The sequence below is a fragment of the Paenibacillus hodogayensis genome, from assembly GCF_039536325.1.
GTDB classification, from domain to species: Bacteria; Bacillota; Bacilli; order Paenibacillales; family NBRC-103111; genus Paenibacillus_AB; species Paenibacillus_AB hodogayensis.
Genome location: NZ_BAAAYO010000021.1, coordinates 356,072 through 372,057, shown reverse-complemented (window position 1 = coordinate 372,057; position 15,986 = coordinate 356,072). Strand labels below are relative to the sequence as shown.

Here is a 15,986-nt window from a genome sequence, read left to right as displayed (position 1 = left end):
CTTCTTAAAAGCAGCAACGGCAGACTAGGACTCGAAAATAAGTCGTAGACTGCCGCTGATTGTGCTTAAGTTGTGTTTAAGGAATCACATATCAATTCATTTACGCGTTTTTGCAATTTCCTCTTCAATAGCTTTGTTAATCGTATCCTCCGCATTTCTGAGGGCCGTGTTGACATCCTTATTGCCTTGAATGACTGCGTCGAATTCCTTGCTGAGCAAATTGCCGGCGTTCGTGGACAATGCGGGAGCTTGGGGACTGGGAGCAACTTTGTTGTAAAAGACGGCGCTTGTGTTTTTGCCCTTCAGCAAATCAATCTCGGAGGCGAACGATTTTACAATCGTTTCATTGTTTAAGCTTGTCGTTTTCCCGGCCTTACTGTTGGCCAATTCCACCTCGTCGGACAATACATGCATCAATACATGGAAGGCCTGTTCCTTCACTTTGCTTGTGTTTGCAATAAATATCCCTCTAGGCTCTACCTGCAGTCCAACCCCCTTATTCTCAGAATGTACCGGCACGGAAACCATGTTCCAGTTCATATCCTTCATGCCGTCTCTCGTGTATCCGGAAAAAGGAGAAACGATGGCAGCCATATTCTTATCCGTATAGAAGGACGTCAGCTCGGTCCCTCCATCCGATCCGGGCTTGTATCCGGTCAGCATACCGTTTAATTCGTAAAACCGTTTCAGATTATCGAACTGCTTCTTCCATTGCGCCGTATTGACAGAAGCCCGTTCCGTTTTTGCATCGATCAGCGGCAACGAATCTTCGTTATTAGAGAGAACGGTACGAAAGAAAAGCGCTACCCCTTTGTATGAAACGCCCTCCTGAAAGCTCGTCAGCTTGCGGCTCATCTCGTAAGCTTCGTCCCATGTCATTCCGTTTTTCGGGTATGGAACACCGAATTTATCATAGAGGTCTTTGTTGTAAAACATGACGTGTGGATTTGTGCTTTCCGGCAAACCGTATAGCTTTCCTTCGCCCGACACTTCGCGGAACGTTTGCAAAAGACCGGGCTCAAACCGGTTCAAGTCAACATTATACTTATTGATCAATTCCGTTAAATCGTATTGAAGCCCGTTCGGAAACAAGTTTTTTTGCATCTCCGGTAAAGCGAACAAGAAAATATCTGGTACATTGTTCGTTGCGATCATATCCGGAACTGTCATGGATCCTGGTTTGACATATTTGAGCTTGTAGTTCGGAAATTTTTTGCGAACGTGCTCCTCTATTCTCGTTTTAAATAGTTCCTCCGTGAAAGAGGAGCTGCTGGCATAAATCGACAACTCTACCGCTTCATTGTAATCGATTCCTGTTTTGGCTTGCTCTACGGGGTTAGACTGTTCCTTGGTAGTGCTTCCGGCTCCGCAGCCCGATACGATCGTGGCTATTGCAACAGCCGGCACAATAAATCGCCATCTATTCGACGTTCTCATGATTGTAAACTCTCCTTATCAACTTGTCATTCCTCAGGCGTTACGGTAGTCTCGCGGAGCCAGACCCGTATGCTTTGTGAAAACTCTTGAGAAGTAGAACGGGTCTGTATATCCGACTTCGCAAGCGATCGTACTGATGCTTTTGCGGGTATCGCGCAGCAATTCCTTCGCTTTATCCATGCGAATCTTGATAATATATTGCACCGGAGACCAGCCGGTATATTTTTTAAACAACAGTGACAAATGGCTGTGCGAGAGCGATACATACTCGGAGAGCGAGCTCCGATCTATCGTTTCGTGGTAATGTTCATTGATATAGGAGATAACTGTATTCACGATATCGAGTGCAGCGTCTTCACCTTTGGCCTGGATTTGCTTGCTGATCAGTTCGGCTATAAGATTTTTGAAGCCGAGGTTTACTTTCCATTCGTAACCGACCTTTTTATTGCTCCAGTAAGCATGCATCTGCTGCACAATGGTGGTGGCGAGATTTTTGGGCTTCAGGTTACTAATCGTTGGAAGCGGCAGCTCCCGCTCGTCTCGATGAAGCGAAGGGATATTCCATCCCTCCCATTTCACCAATGCGAAGTTGAACATGACCGAGTAAAACTGCAACGGATCGTGTTTGGAACTCACGAATTGAACCCAGTTGCCGGGAGAAGAATAGACGAACATGCCGGGGAACAGGTCTGTTTCAAAATCGTTATAGACAACACGGCCTGCACCACCGTAAAAAAAAGATAGCTTATGAATTTTTATTTGTTCGCCGAACTCATAGTTCATTTCTTCCCAGAACGGCAGCCCTCTTTGCGTAATCAACCAGACATGAGGATGAAACTGATTCCAATAGTCGTATTCATGCTCCATAACGATCCGCCCCTTGCCGATAAGCTTCAGTGATGGCTGTCGACAGCCTCAAAAAGATCTTACCATGAAGCGAGACGGGCCGCTGTCAGCTTTTGCAGGCGTTCCGTCATCGGCTGCGAGAGCTTGTAATCCGGGGTGCTGTTCAATAGAAAATGCGTGTTAAAACGGTCGTTCAATACAACCTGCCGAAGAAATTCGGCGATTTCTTGTCGGCAAGCGGCATGAATGTCCCCAATCCGCAGCAGAGCCATAAGAGCATAGGACATATATTGAAACCGATAATCTTCCGCGCTGACGATAAACTTATTGCTCAGCCAGCTTTCTTCCGGCTCCCGGACTGGCGGCTCTTTCATGATCCGCATTAGTTCGGAGACGATTCCGGCGTCGCCCAGCTTGCCCAATAAGTAAATGGCTGCATGGCTGCGCAACTGACTGTACATGTGGCTTGTCTTCGGTAAAAAATCGTCGCGACCCGACACCATTTCACGCAACACCGGAATCGCGCTTTTCTCCCCGAGAAGCGCCAAAGCCAATGCGCTATGCTTGCGTAAATGGTCATCCTCACGCTGCTCGCACCACTGCGTCAGTTCGCCGATAAGGGCAGTTTCCATTCTTCTGGCCGACCAGATTGCGATTCCCGGCTTGTCGGAGCGCAGCCCCTCCCGAATCGTGGACAATTCTGTCAACCATACGGGCTCAGATTGCTCCCGGCCGCCGCAACCCGTTTGTTCGAGCATTTCAAGCAATCGGTCGTACGAAACATCACGAACGGTCGTATCGTGACGGATCGCCAAATAAGCAGCTTTAGCGGCAATTTCCCCGCACTTGTGCATATCCCGCTTCATACGGACGCATGAGGCGATGTCGTGATCGACAGCCAAGCTGCGTCCGGCGACAAGCGCATTGTCGAGCCCCAGCGGGATTAGCGCCCCGAGAGGGATCGGCACGGCCATCTTCATACTCCACAAGCTGCATACGACCGTCCACTCCTGCTGCAGATCGCTTTCCAGCGCGAAGTCTTTGGCGTGATTGTCCAGATTCGCATAGGCATGGAACAAAGGTTTATTCGTCCCTTTGTCGCGGACAAACTGGTCGAATGTAACCGTTTCTTCCCCGACAATGAATCGTCCTTCGCGGACCCCCAATTGCGGGGCGACTTTCAGCAACCGAACATCGTCGTGATACGTTTCTTTCAAATGTGTCGGCAAAGTTGCCGAACGGATCAGCTCTTTCGACAGGTCCGCCGCATCCGTATGATCCACATAGCCCGAATCCGTATAAAATGATTTCAAGCGGCCGTTCGTGATGAATGAGATTGCACTGGAGAAAGCGTGCGTCGTCCCGTCGCTGTCTCTGCCGAAGCGAGTCGGACAACCTGCCCTGGCAACGGTTGAAGCGTCCCCGGAGCAATCGATCAGGATGCGGCAGCCGGCTTCAAGGATACCGCCTTGGCCGATCCAGCGTATACCGGCTACCTTCCTCTGGTCCGTATAAACGCCAGTCACGACCGATTCGTAATGAATAGCTACACCTGCCTGGAGGGCCGCTTGCTCCAACGCGAGCTTCTTCGCTTCGACGTTCACCCCGTACAGCATGTAGCCTTCCCGCTCGATTTGTTTGGCTTGCTCGTCGAGCTGCTCGAACAAGCCGCCCTTGGAACCGAAGTAGTAGTTCGCTACAAGTCCGTTCGTGCCCGTTCCTCCCATGCTGTTCTGTTGCTCGATGCCAAGTACGTCCAAGCCAAGCTGCCCTGCTGCGATCGCAGCGATCGCCCCTGCCGTACCCAAACCGACTACAACGACATCATAGGTTCGGTCAAAACGCTGTCCTGCTGCCTCTGACTGTATGCTTTGCTTATTGATCCACTGCGATAGGTTCATGTTCTACCCCTTTATGTTTTGCGAACAACACCCCTTCTTCAAACGCCTCCAGCAGATTGGAATAGGCGCAGGAAGGCAGGCGGAGCCAGTTCGGACTTACTTCCGCAGCTCCTCTGCCGGCATGAAGCTCGAACGTATCTGCTGTAGCGGCTATCGTCCAGGGACGTAAAGCCTCAGGGCGATCTCTCCATATGTCGTGCAGCTTTCGCCTTGCGGAGATCCAATCGGCGTCGAAAGCCAGCTCCACTTTCAAAATCAGTTCAGAATCGAATCTTCCCTTAACAAACGATATATCCTTATCGAACGGTTCAGGCATCGAACCCGAAGGTTCCGGATTGTGGATCATCGCGTTAATGCTTTTGCTGATAAGAGCGGGCTGAACCGCGCCTAAGTGAACCAAGCCATGCGAGGTCGTGTCGATAATGCTACCGGCAACGATCGTCTGCAGTCCGGAAGTATGCGACATCGTCACTTCATATCCGTCCGGATGCGGCGTTATATTCGTAATGGTGGTCATAAGCAGCAGCGAAAGATGCTCCTTACAGATGTATTGGCACCATACAGGCAGCACGGCGGGAATGTGCAAGTTTTTGTTCTCGTCGAGCACGTTCCTTTGCTCCAACTGTTCGAGTAATCGTTTACCCGGATAAGTGCGAGCCGGGTTTTCCCAGTGCTCGCCCGGGCGGTAGCTGCTGATAAACTCAGAGCCGGGCTGCGAGAACGGCTCGACAATTAAAGTTTCTCGCTTTGCCGCGATGGCAATGCCCACTCCTGCAAAGGTAGCTCCAACGACGAGTAGCGGGTAGTATTTCACGCATTTTATCCTCCTTTCCGGCAGTAAATGGATTCACCTTAACTATAGGATTTGCAATAGCGGTTGAGAATGAAGATAACAATTAAAAACATGGATATTCGTCTTATTCATACGATTTCGAATGTACCTCGCGTCCCCAAAACGTCAAAAAGGATCCATATTCCTGTCCTTGGCTCAGGACAGAACATGGATCCTTAATGATAAACGGGCGCCCGGAGCTTCTCATTCTAACTAACGATGATGGTCGACTTATGGGATCTTTACTTTAGCGACTCCAACAGCTCGTCCAGGCGATTCCACGTTTCGGTGATTCCTTGCAGCATGCCCATGTCCATGACGGTTTTAAGGGCCTCTGCCGACACATATTCAGAACGGCTTACCAACTTGGTCTTGTTGCCGAGATCGATAAAATTCATCGTGATTTGCGACGCTGGCATGGACTCGTTTATATTGCCTTCGGCATCCGAGAAGTAATCGGTGTAGGTAATCGTCTCCGGCTCGACAATTTCCTTATAAACGCCTTTCCCCCATGATTCCATGCCGTAAAATTGACCTTGATTCTGATCAACGCACTTCATGCTGTAGTGCCACACGCCTCCCGGACGGAAATCGATGGTACAAACCGGGATCTCCCACCCTTTCGGCCCCCACCAACGCTTGAGATGCTCAGATTCCTTAAACATCCGAAATACAAGATCGCGCGGCGCATCGAATACGCGCTCCAGTACCAAGACTCGATCGTTCTCTACGCTCGAAACCATTACATTGTCTGACATTGTTATTACTCCTCCTATGAAATGATGTTATGGTTTTTCCTTGTTCTGCAGTTCACGCAAGTAAATGTCCAAGTTATCAAACCTATCTTCCATACGATGCCGGAAGGACTGCACCCAAAAATCCATCGCTTGGAAGGGCTCAGTCTGGAGCATGTAGATCCGACGGTTCGCATCGATTCGCACTTCCACAATCCCGCTATCGCTAAGCACTTTCAAGTGCTTCGACGCTTGCGGTTGGCGAAGGCCCAGCCGATCGGCGATTTCGCCCACGGCCAGAGGACCGTCGCGCAACAGTTGAACGATATTCATACGATTCGGTTCAGCTAAAGCACTCAGAATCGTTATGTCCATTCCCGGACTATTGCCGGACATGTTGCTCACCTCTGTAATTAATGGCTTCTTGTCTAATCATCTCCTTTTTTAGTGTAGATTTCATCTTGTTGATTACAATATACCCATTAAGGAATATTCTTGTCAAGGAATATTTAAAGGAACTCCCTCCAAAGGTGACTTTGTATCCTGCTTGTCCTTTATAGGAATGCTGCCCGTTTTAGTGAAGTAAAGCTGCCGTTCGTCACGACAGCTTTTTGGAATTGACTATTGCACCTCGTTAGCAGAAAAAGCCATTACAAAATTTCGATATACCCTTCTGTCCCATGCACGCGAATTCGTTGACCATCTTTTATCAGTTTGGTAGCACTCTCCACTCCGACAACGGCTGGCAAGCCATATTCACGTGCGATCACTGCTCCATGGGTCATCAGTCCGCCAACTTCGGTGACCAGACCTTTTATGGATACAAACAGCGGTGTCCAGCTAGGGTCGGTAAAGGAGGTGACCAATATGTCCCCATCTTCCAGATCGGCATCTTCCATGTTTAAGATGACACGCGCTCGCCCCTCTATCACACCGGAAGAAACAGGCAGGCCTGCAATCGCTTCGGCCGGGAGATTTTCTCGGTTGTACTCCCCTGCAATGATTTCGCCATCAGACGTGATAACGCGTGGCGGAGTTAGTTTTTCATATAATTTGTACTCGTCTTTTCGTTTGCCGATGATCCGGTCATCCAGTTTATTCGTGCGTACGACTTCGTGCAGTTCTTCAAAAGTGAGGTAGTAAATATCTTCTTTCTCATGGATAACGTTCGCTTGGACGAGTCGTTCGGCTTCTTTCACTAAAGCCTGCTTATAAACGAAGTAGCGACTGACCATGCCGTACTTCGGATATTCCCGATAACCGATGAAATTCCGGATCAGGTCGATCTTTCGTTTTGTTTCTTTCGCTTTTTGATCGCCATCCGGCAATTGCTTCAATCGCTCTAATAACTCTTGTTCTTTTTTCAAAGCCTCCTGCCGCCCTTGCTCGAATTTCCGCTTGCTGGCGCCAGGCTCAAAGTTTTTGATGTTACTAAGAATCAAGGGGACGAGCGTAGTTGGTTTTTCGCTCCAACGCGTTTTTGTAATATCGATTTCTCCGGCACATCTCATTCCGTATTTGCCGAGATAAGCAGAGATAGCGTCTCGGGTTTCCCGTCCCCCCTCAAACTTGATCAACGCATCCAAAAAGCTGTCGTCTTTTACATGTTGTAAATAAGCAATGACTTCCGGATAAGGACGAATCACATCTGCGACATCCAATAGTTCCAGACCCATTTCCGAAGTAATATTGTTTGGTACCGATTGAGAAAGCGTATCGGCTGCGTTTTTTTCACCCAACCACTTGTTCATGTTTTCATTGATCCATGATGAAGCATTCATAGCCGCCATAAACACAGCCGAACTCTTGGGGTCAAATAAGATTTTCTTTAATTGCTGAATATCTTCCAGGATAAAATCTAACAGATCCGCTCCGGATTTCGTTTGGATGTTTTGTTTTAATTCTTCTATCGATGCTTGATTACTCTCAATCAAATCGGAAACGATTGTCGGATCGTTGTCGAATTGCGCTTGAGAAGCCGAAGGCGGAATACCTTTATTGCTTTTACCGGGGCTCTGTTGTTTACTATCTTCTGGTGATGATTTTATAAAATCTCCTCGCTTGATGATGGTCATAAGCGCGTCTTTTATGAGCGGATCGGATTGTCCCAAGGTATTTAGTAGGGTTTCTCTACTAACAGGTGAAACCAGCATAGGCGTAACATCAACAAACAACCTTCCACCAGCTTTACGCATGGGCGCAGGAGTCGTTAACAGGTAAAAAGACAATCCCAATGGTTTTATAGGGTCGGTCATCATTTGTTGATGGCCAACCGATACATAGACGTGATTTTCTAGATCATTCGCTTCAGGGATCGGATATAACGTCGTAATCGGCCGACTCTGGACGATATAAAACGTATCGTCAGCCAAACACCATTCGATATCTTGCGGGCAGCCCAAATAAGCTTCGATCTGTCTTCCGATGCGTGCCAATTGTAAGATTTGTTGATCAGTTAGTGTTTGAAGCGTTTGCAGATCGGGGTCGATCTGTTGGGTTTCCGTTCCTCCTTCTTTCCGTCCATAGATAGCCATTTTTTTAGCAGCTATCCTCTTATCAACGATTTGCCCTTCCTGTACTTGATAACAATCGGCAGATACCAAGCCGGAGACCAACGCTTCTCCAAGTCCAAAGCCGGCATCGATGGATAACAGCTTTCGGTTGGAGCTAATCGGATCAGCGGTAAATAAAATCCCCGAAGCCTGTGGGAAAACCATCCTTTGAACGATAACGGATACATACACTTGACTGTGGTCGAATCCGTTTTGCATGCGGTAGATGACCGCGCGATCCGTAAATAAGGAAGCCCAGCATTTGCTGATATGCTGCAAGATCGCTTCTTTGCCGATAATATTTAAATATGTGTCTTGTTGACCAGCAAAAGAGGCATGCGGTAAATCTTCAGCAGTCGCACTAGACCGAACTGCATAAGCGTGTTCCTCGCCAAACCGTGAGAGATAGTGAGTCACTGCTTTCACAACATCGGAAGGAATCTCTACTTCCATAATGACTTCTCGAATCTTCTTGCTGTTTTCGCCGATTTGATCCCGATCTTCTGCTTTTAGCACGGTTAGTTGATCCAACAGAGCATGATACGTCTCGTTATGTTCGATGGCTTTTTGATATCCCACCGTTGTAACACAAAATCCTTCCGGTACTTGTATTCCTTCCATTTTCGATAATTTCCCTAAATTTAATCCTTTTCCGCCTACTAGCAAAAGCTGCGTTTTTTCCATTTCCTGAAAACCGAGAACCAAAGAACTCATTCAACATCTCTCCTAACCGTTAAATTGAGAAAAACATTTGACAAGACTTCACCTGCATGGTACACTTAAAGTGTAAGATGTCATAAATTTGTTCATTTTTCCATAAAAGTCGTGATCTGATTATATCATCGCGTCTGTTTATATGCAAATTAAAAGAACCTGGTGAAAACCGTCCAGGTTTTTTTTGATTTCCCGGTTGCACTCTTTATCCATGGAGGTCGGTTATGACAGGCTCTTCTCTCAGATAGGCATTTATATTTCGCCCTGTGAGTTAGGAGTGAAAATTAGCTTAAAAAAAACATAACCCGATCCGCTGGAATGGGCTGTGGTCGGATTTTTGCTATTCCGCGCAGTCTTTTATATACTGATTCCGTTTAAGCAGCAGTCGCTCCATGTACCGGTACAGAAAAAGTTGATCGGCCAGTCGTCCGAGCGGCCCCCAGGGCGACGAATAATCGAACGTGTCTTCCATCCGCGTACCCTCGTTCTCCTTCACGAACCGGTGCTCATGCTCGAAGCGCCGAAACGCCCCGCTGACCATCTCATCCACAAACCGGTGCGGCCGGTCAAACGCAGTAATTTTCGCCGTCAAGCGCTGTCTGACACCGAAATGCGTCGCCTCCCAGGTTACGGTTTCGCCAAGCTCGATCAGACCGCTCCGTCTTCCCCCAACTGCAATTTCGTTCGTCTGCGACGTCGACTCCATATGAATGTCGATCGACCGGGCCATATCGAAGCACACTTCCGGCTCCGCCCGAATGAATACCGAAGTCCGAATGACAGGCATCCGCTCCAAGCCTCCCTGCTCCGGACACTGTCCGGTTTGAATTGTTTTGCGCCTGCGAACAGAACCGTCCAATCCCCGTCGCCCGCTATCGGGTTGATCGCCGCCCCTTCCACCATCCCGCTTCACCGGCGCTCTGCAGCACTATTCCTTTCATCATGCCCCTCTAGGCCGGATTTTGCAAGCATAATCATCCCTCTCCTCCGGTTCGGGAAACTGCAGAACTCCATATAGCCGTTTCCCAGCGACTGCTGCGTGGAGGGGCCGTGCATCGTCGACGCGAGCGGCGACACCCCGACCTATGTCGCGATCTGCCACCAGCGGAGCTGTCGATCGACGACTTCGAAGCGCACTGTGATTATGCTGCCCGCTTTTCATTGAGCCGTAAAAAGATAACCCCTCTATGCGGCACGCTCCGCACATGAAGCGGTTGGTGTAATGGGGAAATCAACTCTGTCGCTACCGGTTATGGAATAAGTTAATGGCATTAATTATTTATGATATAAATCTTTGTAAAACTTCACTGTTATCAAGGATATCCTGAGTAGCGCTTGAATTTCGTTCCTGTGCATGTTTCGTGAACTGAAGGACACCTCCTCGGCGAGTACCGCAAACGGTATTGCCCAAGGGGTTACGGGTACGGAGGTACATCTGGGTGCTTTAGCAAAGTATTTATTATTTACATAACAATTATTATGTAAACTTATTTCGCCTAATTTCGCCCAACAGCGGCCCCGCTCCCGAGCGGCGGCCGGCAGCGCGGCGCGCGGGATAATTCGCGGCTTTCTGCGATAGCAGCCTTCACGCGGTCATCAGGTCGCTAGCCGGTTCTCGATTGCCCGGATGAAGGGAGCCGTGAAGCCAGACGGCCGGCCCATGCCAACCGGGAGCCTGCAGGGCCGTTTCACATGCGGCGGCTGCCATGCCGGTATCGAGTATGCCGTCCGCGCAGGATCGCTTTCCGTGCCGCCGCGTCATGGCCCGTCCATGGCCGAAACAAATTCAGCCCCCGGCCATTAGCCGAGGGCTGTCCTTTGGTTTGACTTCTTCATGATTGCCGGAAAGCCTCGAACGGAGTTTCAAATTCAGGCATCCCCGAAGCGTACGGGGTGTATTCATACTGCTCGAAATAGACGACAACCGAATCGTTTTTGAGGAAAAACGGTCGTTCCGGCTCGATCGTCTCGAATGTCGCGAGCATCGGCAAATCCGTTTCTTCGATGTGCGTACGGATGGTCTCGTTGACGATCGACACGTAATCGGGATTGTTTTCGGCGACCTCCTTCAAGGACAACTGCTTGCCCGTCGCAAGATCGAACGTGTATGGATGCCGCTGCGTCGAGCCGTGCGCACCGCCGGTATACAAATAATAATCGACGTATAGGCTCAACCGGTTTTTCTCGTTATACGTGATCCGGTAATAGGCCTCGTAGTTTACCGGCGGAAGTTTGATGCTCTCGTCGCTAGCTTCCAACTCCACATTGGCAGCCGCCGCCTTGGCCAGCTCCTCGCGTCCCCAGTCGGCGTACGTTTCGGCTTCTTCCTTCAGGTAAGCGTTGATGCTCTGCTGCACCTCGGCATTGGCGAAGCCCGCCAATTGCGGGTACTGAACCAGCAGCGTCTGCTTGTCCTGCGAGTCGGCTATCGTCGACGTCTGGATCGTTAGTGCGTTCTCCTCGATCGTTTCGATGCCGATCACACGCGTGACCGGGTCGTACGAAATGCCGTAGCCCATCTGCTCCAGCAAAAACCGCAGCGGCATATACACGGTGCCGTCCTGCAAAATCGCCGGCAAGCCGTAGATGTCTTGCCCGTTCAGCGTATAAGTGCCGAAGTCCGCTCCCAGTGTCATCGTGCGTCCCCGCCCGCTTGCCGTCCCGATCCGCGTGTCCGGATTCCATTCCGTCTTCAACCCGAGCTGCTCATTCAACTCTCGCAAACCGATATACGTATTGCCGTTAACGTTTGCGGCCGGCAGCGCCTTCGGCGTTCCGTCGATCACGAACGGCTGCGAAACGACCACAAGCGGGCTGGCCGTTTCCGCATAAGCCGGGGCGGAAGAAAATCCGGCAACGGCAGGACCGACTGCGATCAGCGCTCCCGCGAAGAGAGCCAGCAGCCAGCTTCGAACATGACGGGCCGTTTGCTTCGGCTGCGTGGTGTTTGTTTGTTCTCGATTCATTTTTCTCCATCCTCTCCGGTTCCGAATTTGTTTGGGACTCTTTCCGATTATTACCCAATTAGACGAAACCGAAGCGGAACGGGTTCACGGCTCAGTTCGCTGCGAACCTCGATATCGGTGCAGATCGGCTGGATCGACATTCGCCGACGAGGCTGCTGCAAGGGAAGTGCCGCTTCCCCGCGCGAATCTTAAACGGGATCGAAATACGTATTGTCGGTTACGACCGTGCCGGTCCCCGAATCGACAATGCCGGTCGAGCTTTGCAACCTCGTCCCAAAGATCAACTGGTTTCCGTGAATCCGATTGTAGCTGTCTTCGGCTGCATTTACTTTGATCGCATGGTCCGACCCGTAGCGGATTTCATACTTCGAGGTCGCGTCCGGAACGGTCGTCCAGGCCGTGGTCATAACTGCAACTTTCGTGGTGCCGTTATACGAGGCAACATTTCGCTTCTGTCCGATCCCCGTTCCCGCCACGACAAAGAGCAGCATCCCGTTATATTCGCTCGATACCGCGGACGCCGTCGTCGCCAGAGTGATCGAATTGACGCCGCCCGCCGTGGCGGTGCCCGCATTTTTCAGCCGATTGCGGACCATGTTGCCCTGGATGCTGTTGAAGTTCGACGCCGTCGCGAGCGATATATCCGTCCCGCCGGTAATACCGCTTTCATCGATGCAATTGCCAAAGACCTGACAATGGGTAACCGCCGCCATGCGCACACTGGTCGATTTCACATTCGTGAACAGGTTGTTGACCACCTGCACGCCCGAGGACGTTTTCACGTCCATGGCAACTCCGTTCGGGTTGCGTATCAAATTCCCCTCCACCAAATGATTTTTAATAATCGACATGTAAACGGCCCCCTGATACGTATACAGCACGTCGACGACATTGTTCTTGAAGGTAACGTTATTAACGTTCCAAACCGAGTTAAATGCGCCCGTGCCGACAAACCGGTTCGAATCGACGACGATGTTTTCGACCGTACCGACTCTCCCGTTCAAGCTCAAACCGTAATTGGCGTTGTTTTGGAACAGGCAGTTCACGATCGTCACTCTTCGGCAGTTCCCTCCTGTGTCGGGCTCGATATCCATCCCGCATTGGGGCAGCGTGCCGCTCGTATTCTCGAACGTGCAGCCGTCGAAGAGCACGTCCTCTCCGTACGTCACGCTGACTCCCTGCCTGCGGTTGTTGTCGCAGCGTACGTTGAAGAAAGCGACATCCTTGCTGCCTGTTTTTACCTTGTCCTGCCCGACGACCGCCCCGTCGCCCCAGCAATTGGCCAGGTACAGGTTGCGAATCCGCACGTGCGTGGAGCCGCCGATGCCAATGGCGTACCCTTGCTCGCCGGTCGTCCCTGTATGCTCGTCCCGCTCGCCGATCATTTTCCCGCCGCCCTCGACGGTTACATTTTGCTTGCCGAAAATGTTGATGATCGTATATCGACCGGCGGACGTCGGTTTTGCTTTCAACACCGCTTGCGGGCTTATCACGATCGTCGTATGATCCTTCGCCTCGATGCCGGCGGAAAAATCCCCGATGCCCGATGCGTCCGCATTGATCAGGTAGACGCCTTGCGGAATGTAGGCAGTGACGCTCCCGCCGCCGATCGCGTTGTTGATCGCCTGCGTATCGTCGGTCACACCGTCCCCCTTCGCCCCGAACCATTTTACGTTGACCGTGCCGGCGTCGTGCACCCGTTTGAATCTCGCTCCCGAGGTGGAGACAAGCGTGAGGCCCGTATCGTCGGCGGTCGTCGTGTCGGCGCTGTCGTAATAGAAATGCCCTTCCTGTCCGAAGTCCGTCACGAAGTAGGAAGCCCCGAGCACCGGCGACGTGTTCGCCCTCAACTGCGCTATCGTGGTGACGATGCAGCAAGCGCCCGAATCCGGCAGCAAACCGTCGCCGCCCTCGCCGTAGACCGCTCCCCCAACCGACGATCCGCCACCGCCGTAGGCCACTCCCGCGGATGCTCCATAAAGCAGCGCCGCTGCTCCTGTCGCCCCGATCGAAGCCAACAGTTTTCTTCTGCTTATCGTTAAATCGTTCATACCATTCCCTCCTCCAAAGGTTCGTAATCGCTTACAAATTCGATGATAGCTCTCCGGAGCCGTGAATATAAGGGGACAAACAAAGCGAGAAGTTAACCATTTGAGCCCCACATCGGAGCTACCACATCGGAGATAGCGTGATATAATGGTGCGGAATGTTTCGGACTTTAGGCGGAGGTGATCGGTTATGGAAATGTTTTGGGAAAGGATGGTCTACACATTCCAGATGTTGGGCTTTCAGTTCGGCGTCAAACCGCCGGGATGGACGTACCGGGAGCACCATCATCCTATGTGCGAGCTGTTGTACTGTCGGGACGGGCGCGTCCACGTATGGGTCGGCAACCGGAAGCTGGCGTTCGGCCCCGGCGACTGGCTGTTCCTGAAGGCGGGAGTGCGGCATCGTTTTGAAAACGATTTCGAGACAAACTATTCTTTTTTCAACATGCATTTCGACATCGACGATCCGGATTTCCGCAAAATGCTCAATTCCACCCCCTACCATCACATTGCCAAAGAAAAAGCGGACGGCTCCCGCCTGGCGGAACGCTTTCGCGAAATGGAACAAACCGTTCGCGACAATCAGGCGCAGGCGGCGACCGCGGCCGACACGAATCATAAAATCCGCCAGCTTACCGGCAAACTGGCGCTTCAGGCACACAGCCTTTTGCTGATCCGGGAAATCGCCCAATTGCGCCTGGACGAGCAGCAGGCCGCCTGCGGGCAGGAAACGGATGTCCGTTCCCCTTCTTTGTTCCAAACGAATATTGCCCATAAAATCGAGCAGAAGCTGTCCGCAACCGTTTATTCCGATATAAGCATCAGCGATATTTCCAGGGAGCTCCATATGAGCCGCAACCGGTGCACGAAAATTTTCACCCAGGTGTACGGCATTTCTCCCCGCCAATACGTAAGCGAGCTGAAGCTCAAGCAGGCCAAAGAGCTGCTCGTGCAAACGGATGTGACGGTCGAAGAAATCGCCAGACGGCTCGGGTTCAGCTCGGTCCAGCATTTCTCGCGGCAATTTCACCGTTGGACCGGGATGCCGCCGAGCCGCTTCCGGCCCAAGCATACCGGGTCCCTCATGGTTTGAAACCGTACACCTGAATGAACGAAACAAGTATCCAAACGGTACCCGTTTGCCATCCATTCGGAATGGATTCCGAATGGATGGCAAGATATAGTAGATGGAGACGGCATTTGAATCGGAATAGCCTCGACTGGAGTTGTGACCATGACGCAAACGATACCCATGCTGCATCGCCTGGCGGACACGTTCCCCTGCTTCCGGGTTCTTTCCGAGGAGGACTGGGCGGTGGCGCAGCCCCACATTCGTACTTTCCCCGCTGGAACGACCCTCTTTTCCAACGAGGACGCTGCCCGATATGCGGTATTCCTGCTGGACGGCACCGTACGAATCTCGACGGCGACCGAAGCAGGGCGCGAGGCGTTATCCAACCGGCTGGCAGCTGGTGACATATGCGCCATGATGGTGCTGAGCGGCTTGAGCGAACGGGATTATCCCGGCACGATTACGGCCGAAACGGAAGCAACGGCGTTGTTCGTGACAAAAAGCGCCTTTCTGCGCTGGATCGGGCTGTATGCGCCAGTGCGAAACGCCGTGTTCGGCAATATTTTGGACGGACTGATCCGCATGGGCAGCCTGCTCTCCGGCAAAACGTCGATGCCAGTCGACCTGCGGCTAGCGGAGGCGCTTCTCCGGCAGACGTCGGAGTCTCAGCCGGTGCTCCGGATCACGCACCGGCATTTGGCGGTCGAGCTAGGGTCCGCCCGCGAGGTCGTCAGCCGTATTCTGGCTCGCATGCAGAAGCATGGCTGGATCGAGACGGGACGCGGCTGGATCGCAGTGCGTCGGCGGGATGCGCTGACCGACTTTGTTGGTGACCCGGTCACAGAGAAAGAAAAAGCTTCCTGGTAAGATGAAAGCAGTTCCTC

At 51.5% G+C, this 15,986-nt stretch carries 12 protein-coding genes and 1 pseudogene; 3 read left to right on the top strand and 10 right to left on the bottom strand.

The window, feature by feature from the left end:
• Window positions 1-96: 96 nt before the first annotated feature.
• From ABD796_RS34615 to ABD796_RS34580, 8 genes are all read right to left on the bottom strand, one after another.
• Window positions 97-1,437: an ABC transporter substrate-binding protein gene (locus ABD796_RS34615; RefSeq protein WP_344917181.1), complete on the bottom strand. Its 1,341-nt coding sequence runs from the start codon at window positions 1,435-1,437 to the stop codon at window positions 97-99.
• A 33-nt stretch (window positions 1,438-1,470) separates the two neighbouring features.
• Window positions 1,471-2,304, bottom strand: coding sequence for a helix-turn-helix transcriptional regulator (locus ABD796_RS34610; protein ID WP_344917179.1), 834 nt, complete (start codon window positions 2,302-2,304; stop codon window positions 1,471-1,473).
• A 59-nt stretch (window positions 2,305-2,363) separates the two neighbouring features.
• A complete protein-coding gene (locus ABD796_RS34605; RefSeq protein ID WP_344917177.1) occupies window positions 2,364-4,184 on the bottom strand; it encodes an FAD-dependent oxidoreductase in 1,821 nt (606 codons plus the stop codon).
• The gene (locus ABD796_RS34600; RefSeq protein WP_344917175.1) at window positions 4,159-4,998 is read right to left on the bottom strand and encodes a hypothetical protein; all 840 of its coding nucleotides are present in this window, start codon (window positions 4,996-4,998) and stop codon (window positions 4,159-4,161) included. Before ABD796_RS34600 ends, ABD796_RS34605 begins: the two co-directional genes overlap by 26 nt.
• Before the next feature lie 260 nt (window positions 4,999-5,258).
• On the bottom strand, window positions 5,259-5,774 hold the full coding sequence (locus tag ABD796_RS34595) for an SRPBCC domain-containing protein (protein ID WP_344917173.1): 516 nt from the start codon (window positions 5,772-5,774) through the stop codon (window positions 5,259-5,261).
• A gap of 27 nt (window positions 5,775-5,801) precedes the next feature.
• The gene (locus ABD796_RS34590; RefSeq protein ID WP_344917171.1) at window positions 5,802-6,146 is read right to left on the bottom strand and encodes an ArsR/SmtB family transcription factor; all 345 of its coding nucleotides are present in this window, start codon (window positions 6,144-6,146) and stop codon (window positions 5,802-5,804) included.
• Window positions 6,147-6,400: 254 nt separating this feature from the next.
• Complete coding sequence (gene ppsA, locus ABD796_RS34585; protein WP_344917169.1) at window positions 6,401-9,016, bottom strand: phosphoenolpyruvate synthase; 2,616 nt, start codon at window positions 9,014-9,016, stop codon at window positions 6,401-6,403.
• 340 nt (window positions 9,017-9,356) lie between these two features.
• Window positions 9,357-9,803, bottom strand: a complete 447-nt coding sequence (locus ABD796_RS34580) for an SRPBCC family protein (RefSeq protein ID WP_344917167.1) — start codon at window positions 9,801-9,803, stop codon at window positions 9,357-9,359.
• A 237-nt stretch (window positions 9,804-10,040) separates the two neighbouring features.
• Here ABD796_RS34580 and ABD796_RS35830 point away from each other — a divergent pair.
• Window positions 10,041-10,120, top strand: a pseudogene (locus ABD796_RS35830) (family 4 glycosyl hydrolase); the annotation flags it as partial.
• 728 nt (window positions 10,121-10,848) lie between these two features.
• Here the strand turns inward: ABD796_RS35830 and ABD796_RS34575 are convergent.
• The gene (locus ABD796_RS34575; RefSeq protein WP_344917165.1) at window positions 10,849-11,982 is read right to left on the bottom strand and encodes a PdaC/SigV domain-containing protein; all 1,134 of its coding nucleotides are present in this window, start codon (window positions 11,980-11,982) and stop codon (window positions 10,849-10,851) included.
• Window positions 11,983-12,170: 188 nt separating this feature from the next.
• The gene (locus tag ABD796_RS34570; RefSeq protein ID WP_344917163.1) at window positions 12,171-14,033 is read right to left on the bottom strand and encodes a right-handed parallel beta-helix repeat-containing protein; all 1,863 of its coding nucleotides are present in this window, start codon (window positions 14,031-14,033) and stop codon (window positions 12,171-12,173) included.
• A 187-nt stretch (window positions 14,034-14,220) separates the two neighbouring features.
• Here ABD796_RS34570 and ABD796_RS34565 point away from each other — a divergent pair, with 187 nt between their 5' ends.
• Both ABD796_RS34565 and ABD796_RS34560 read left to right on the top strand, forming a co-directional pair.
• Window positions 14,221-15,123: an AraC family transcriptional regulator gene (locus ABD796_RS34565; protein ID WP_344917161.1), complete on the top strand. Its 903-nt coding sequence runs from the start codon at window positions 14,221-14,223 to the stop codon at window positions 15,121-15,123.
• Between the two features lie 141 nt (window positions 15,124-15,264).
• Window positions 15,265-15,969, top strand: a complete 705-nt coding sequence (locus tag ABD796_RS34560) for a Crp/Fnr family transcriptional regulator (RefSeq protein WP_344917159.1) — start codon at window positions 15,265-15,267, stop codon at window positions 15,967-15,969.
• Window positions 15,970-15,986 lie beyond the last annotated feature (17 nt).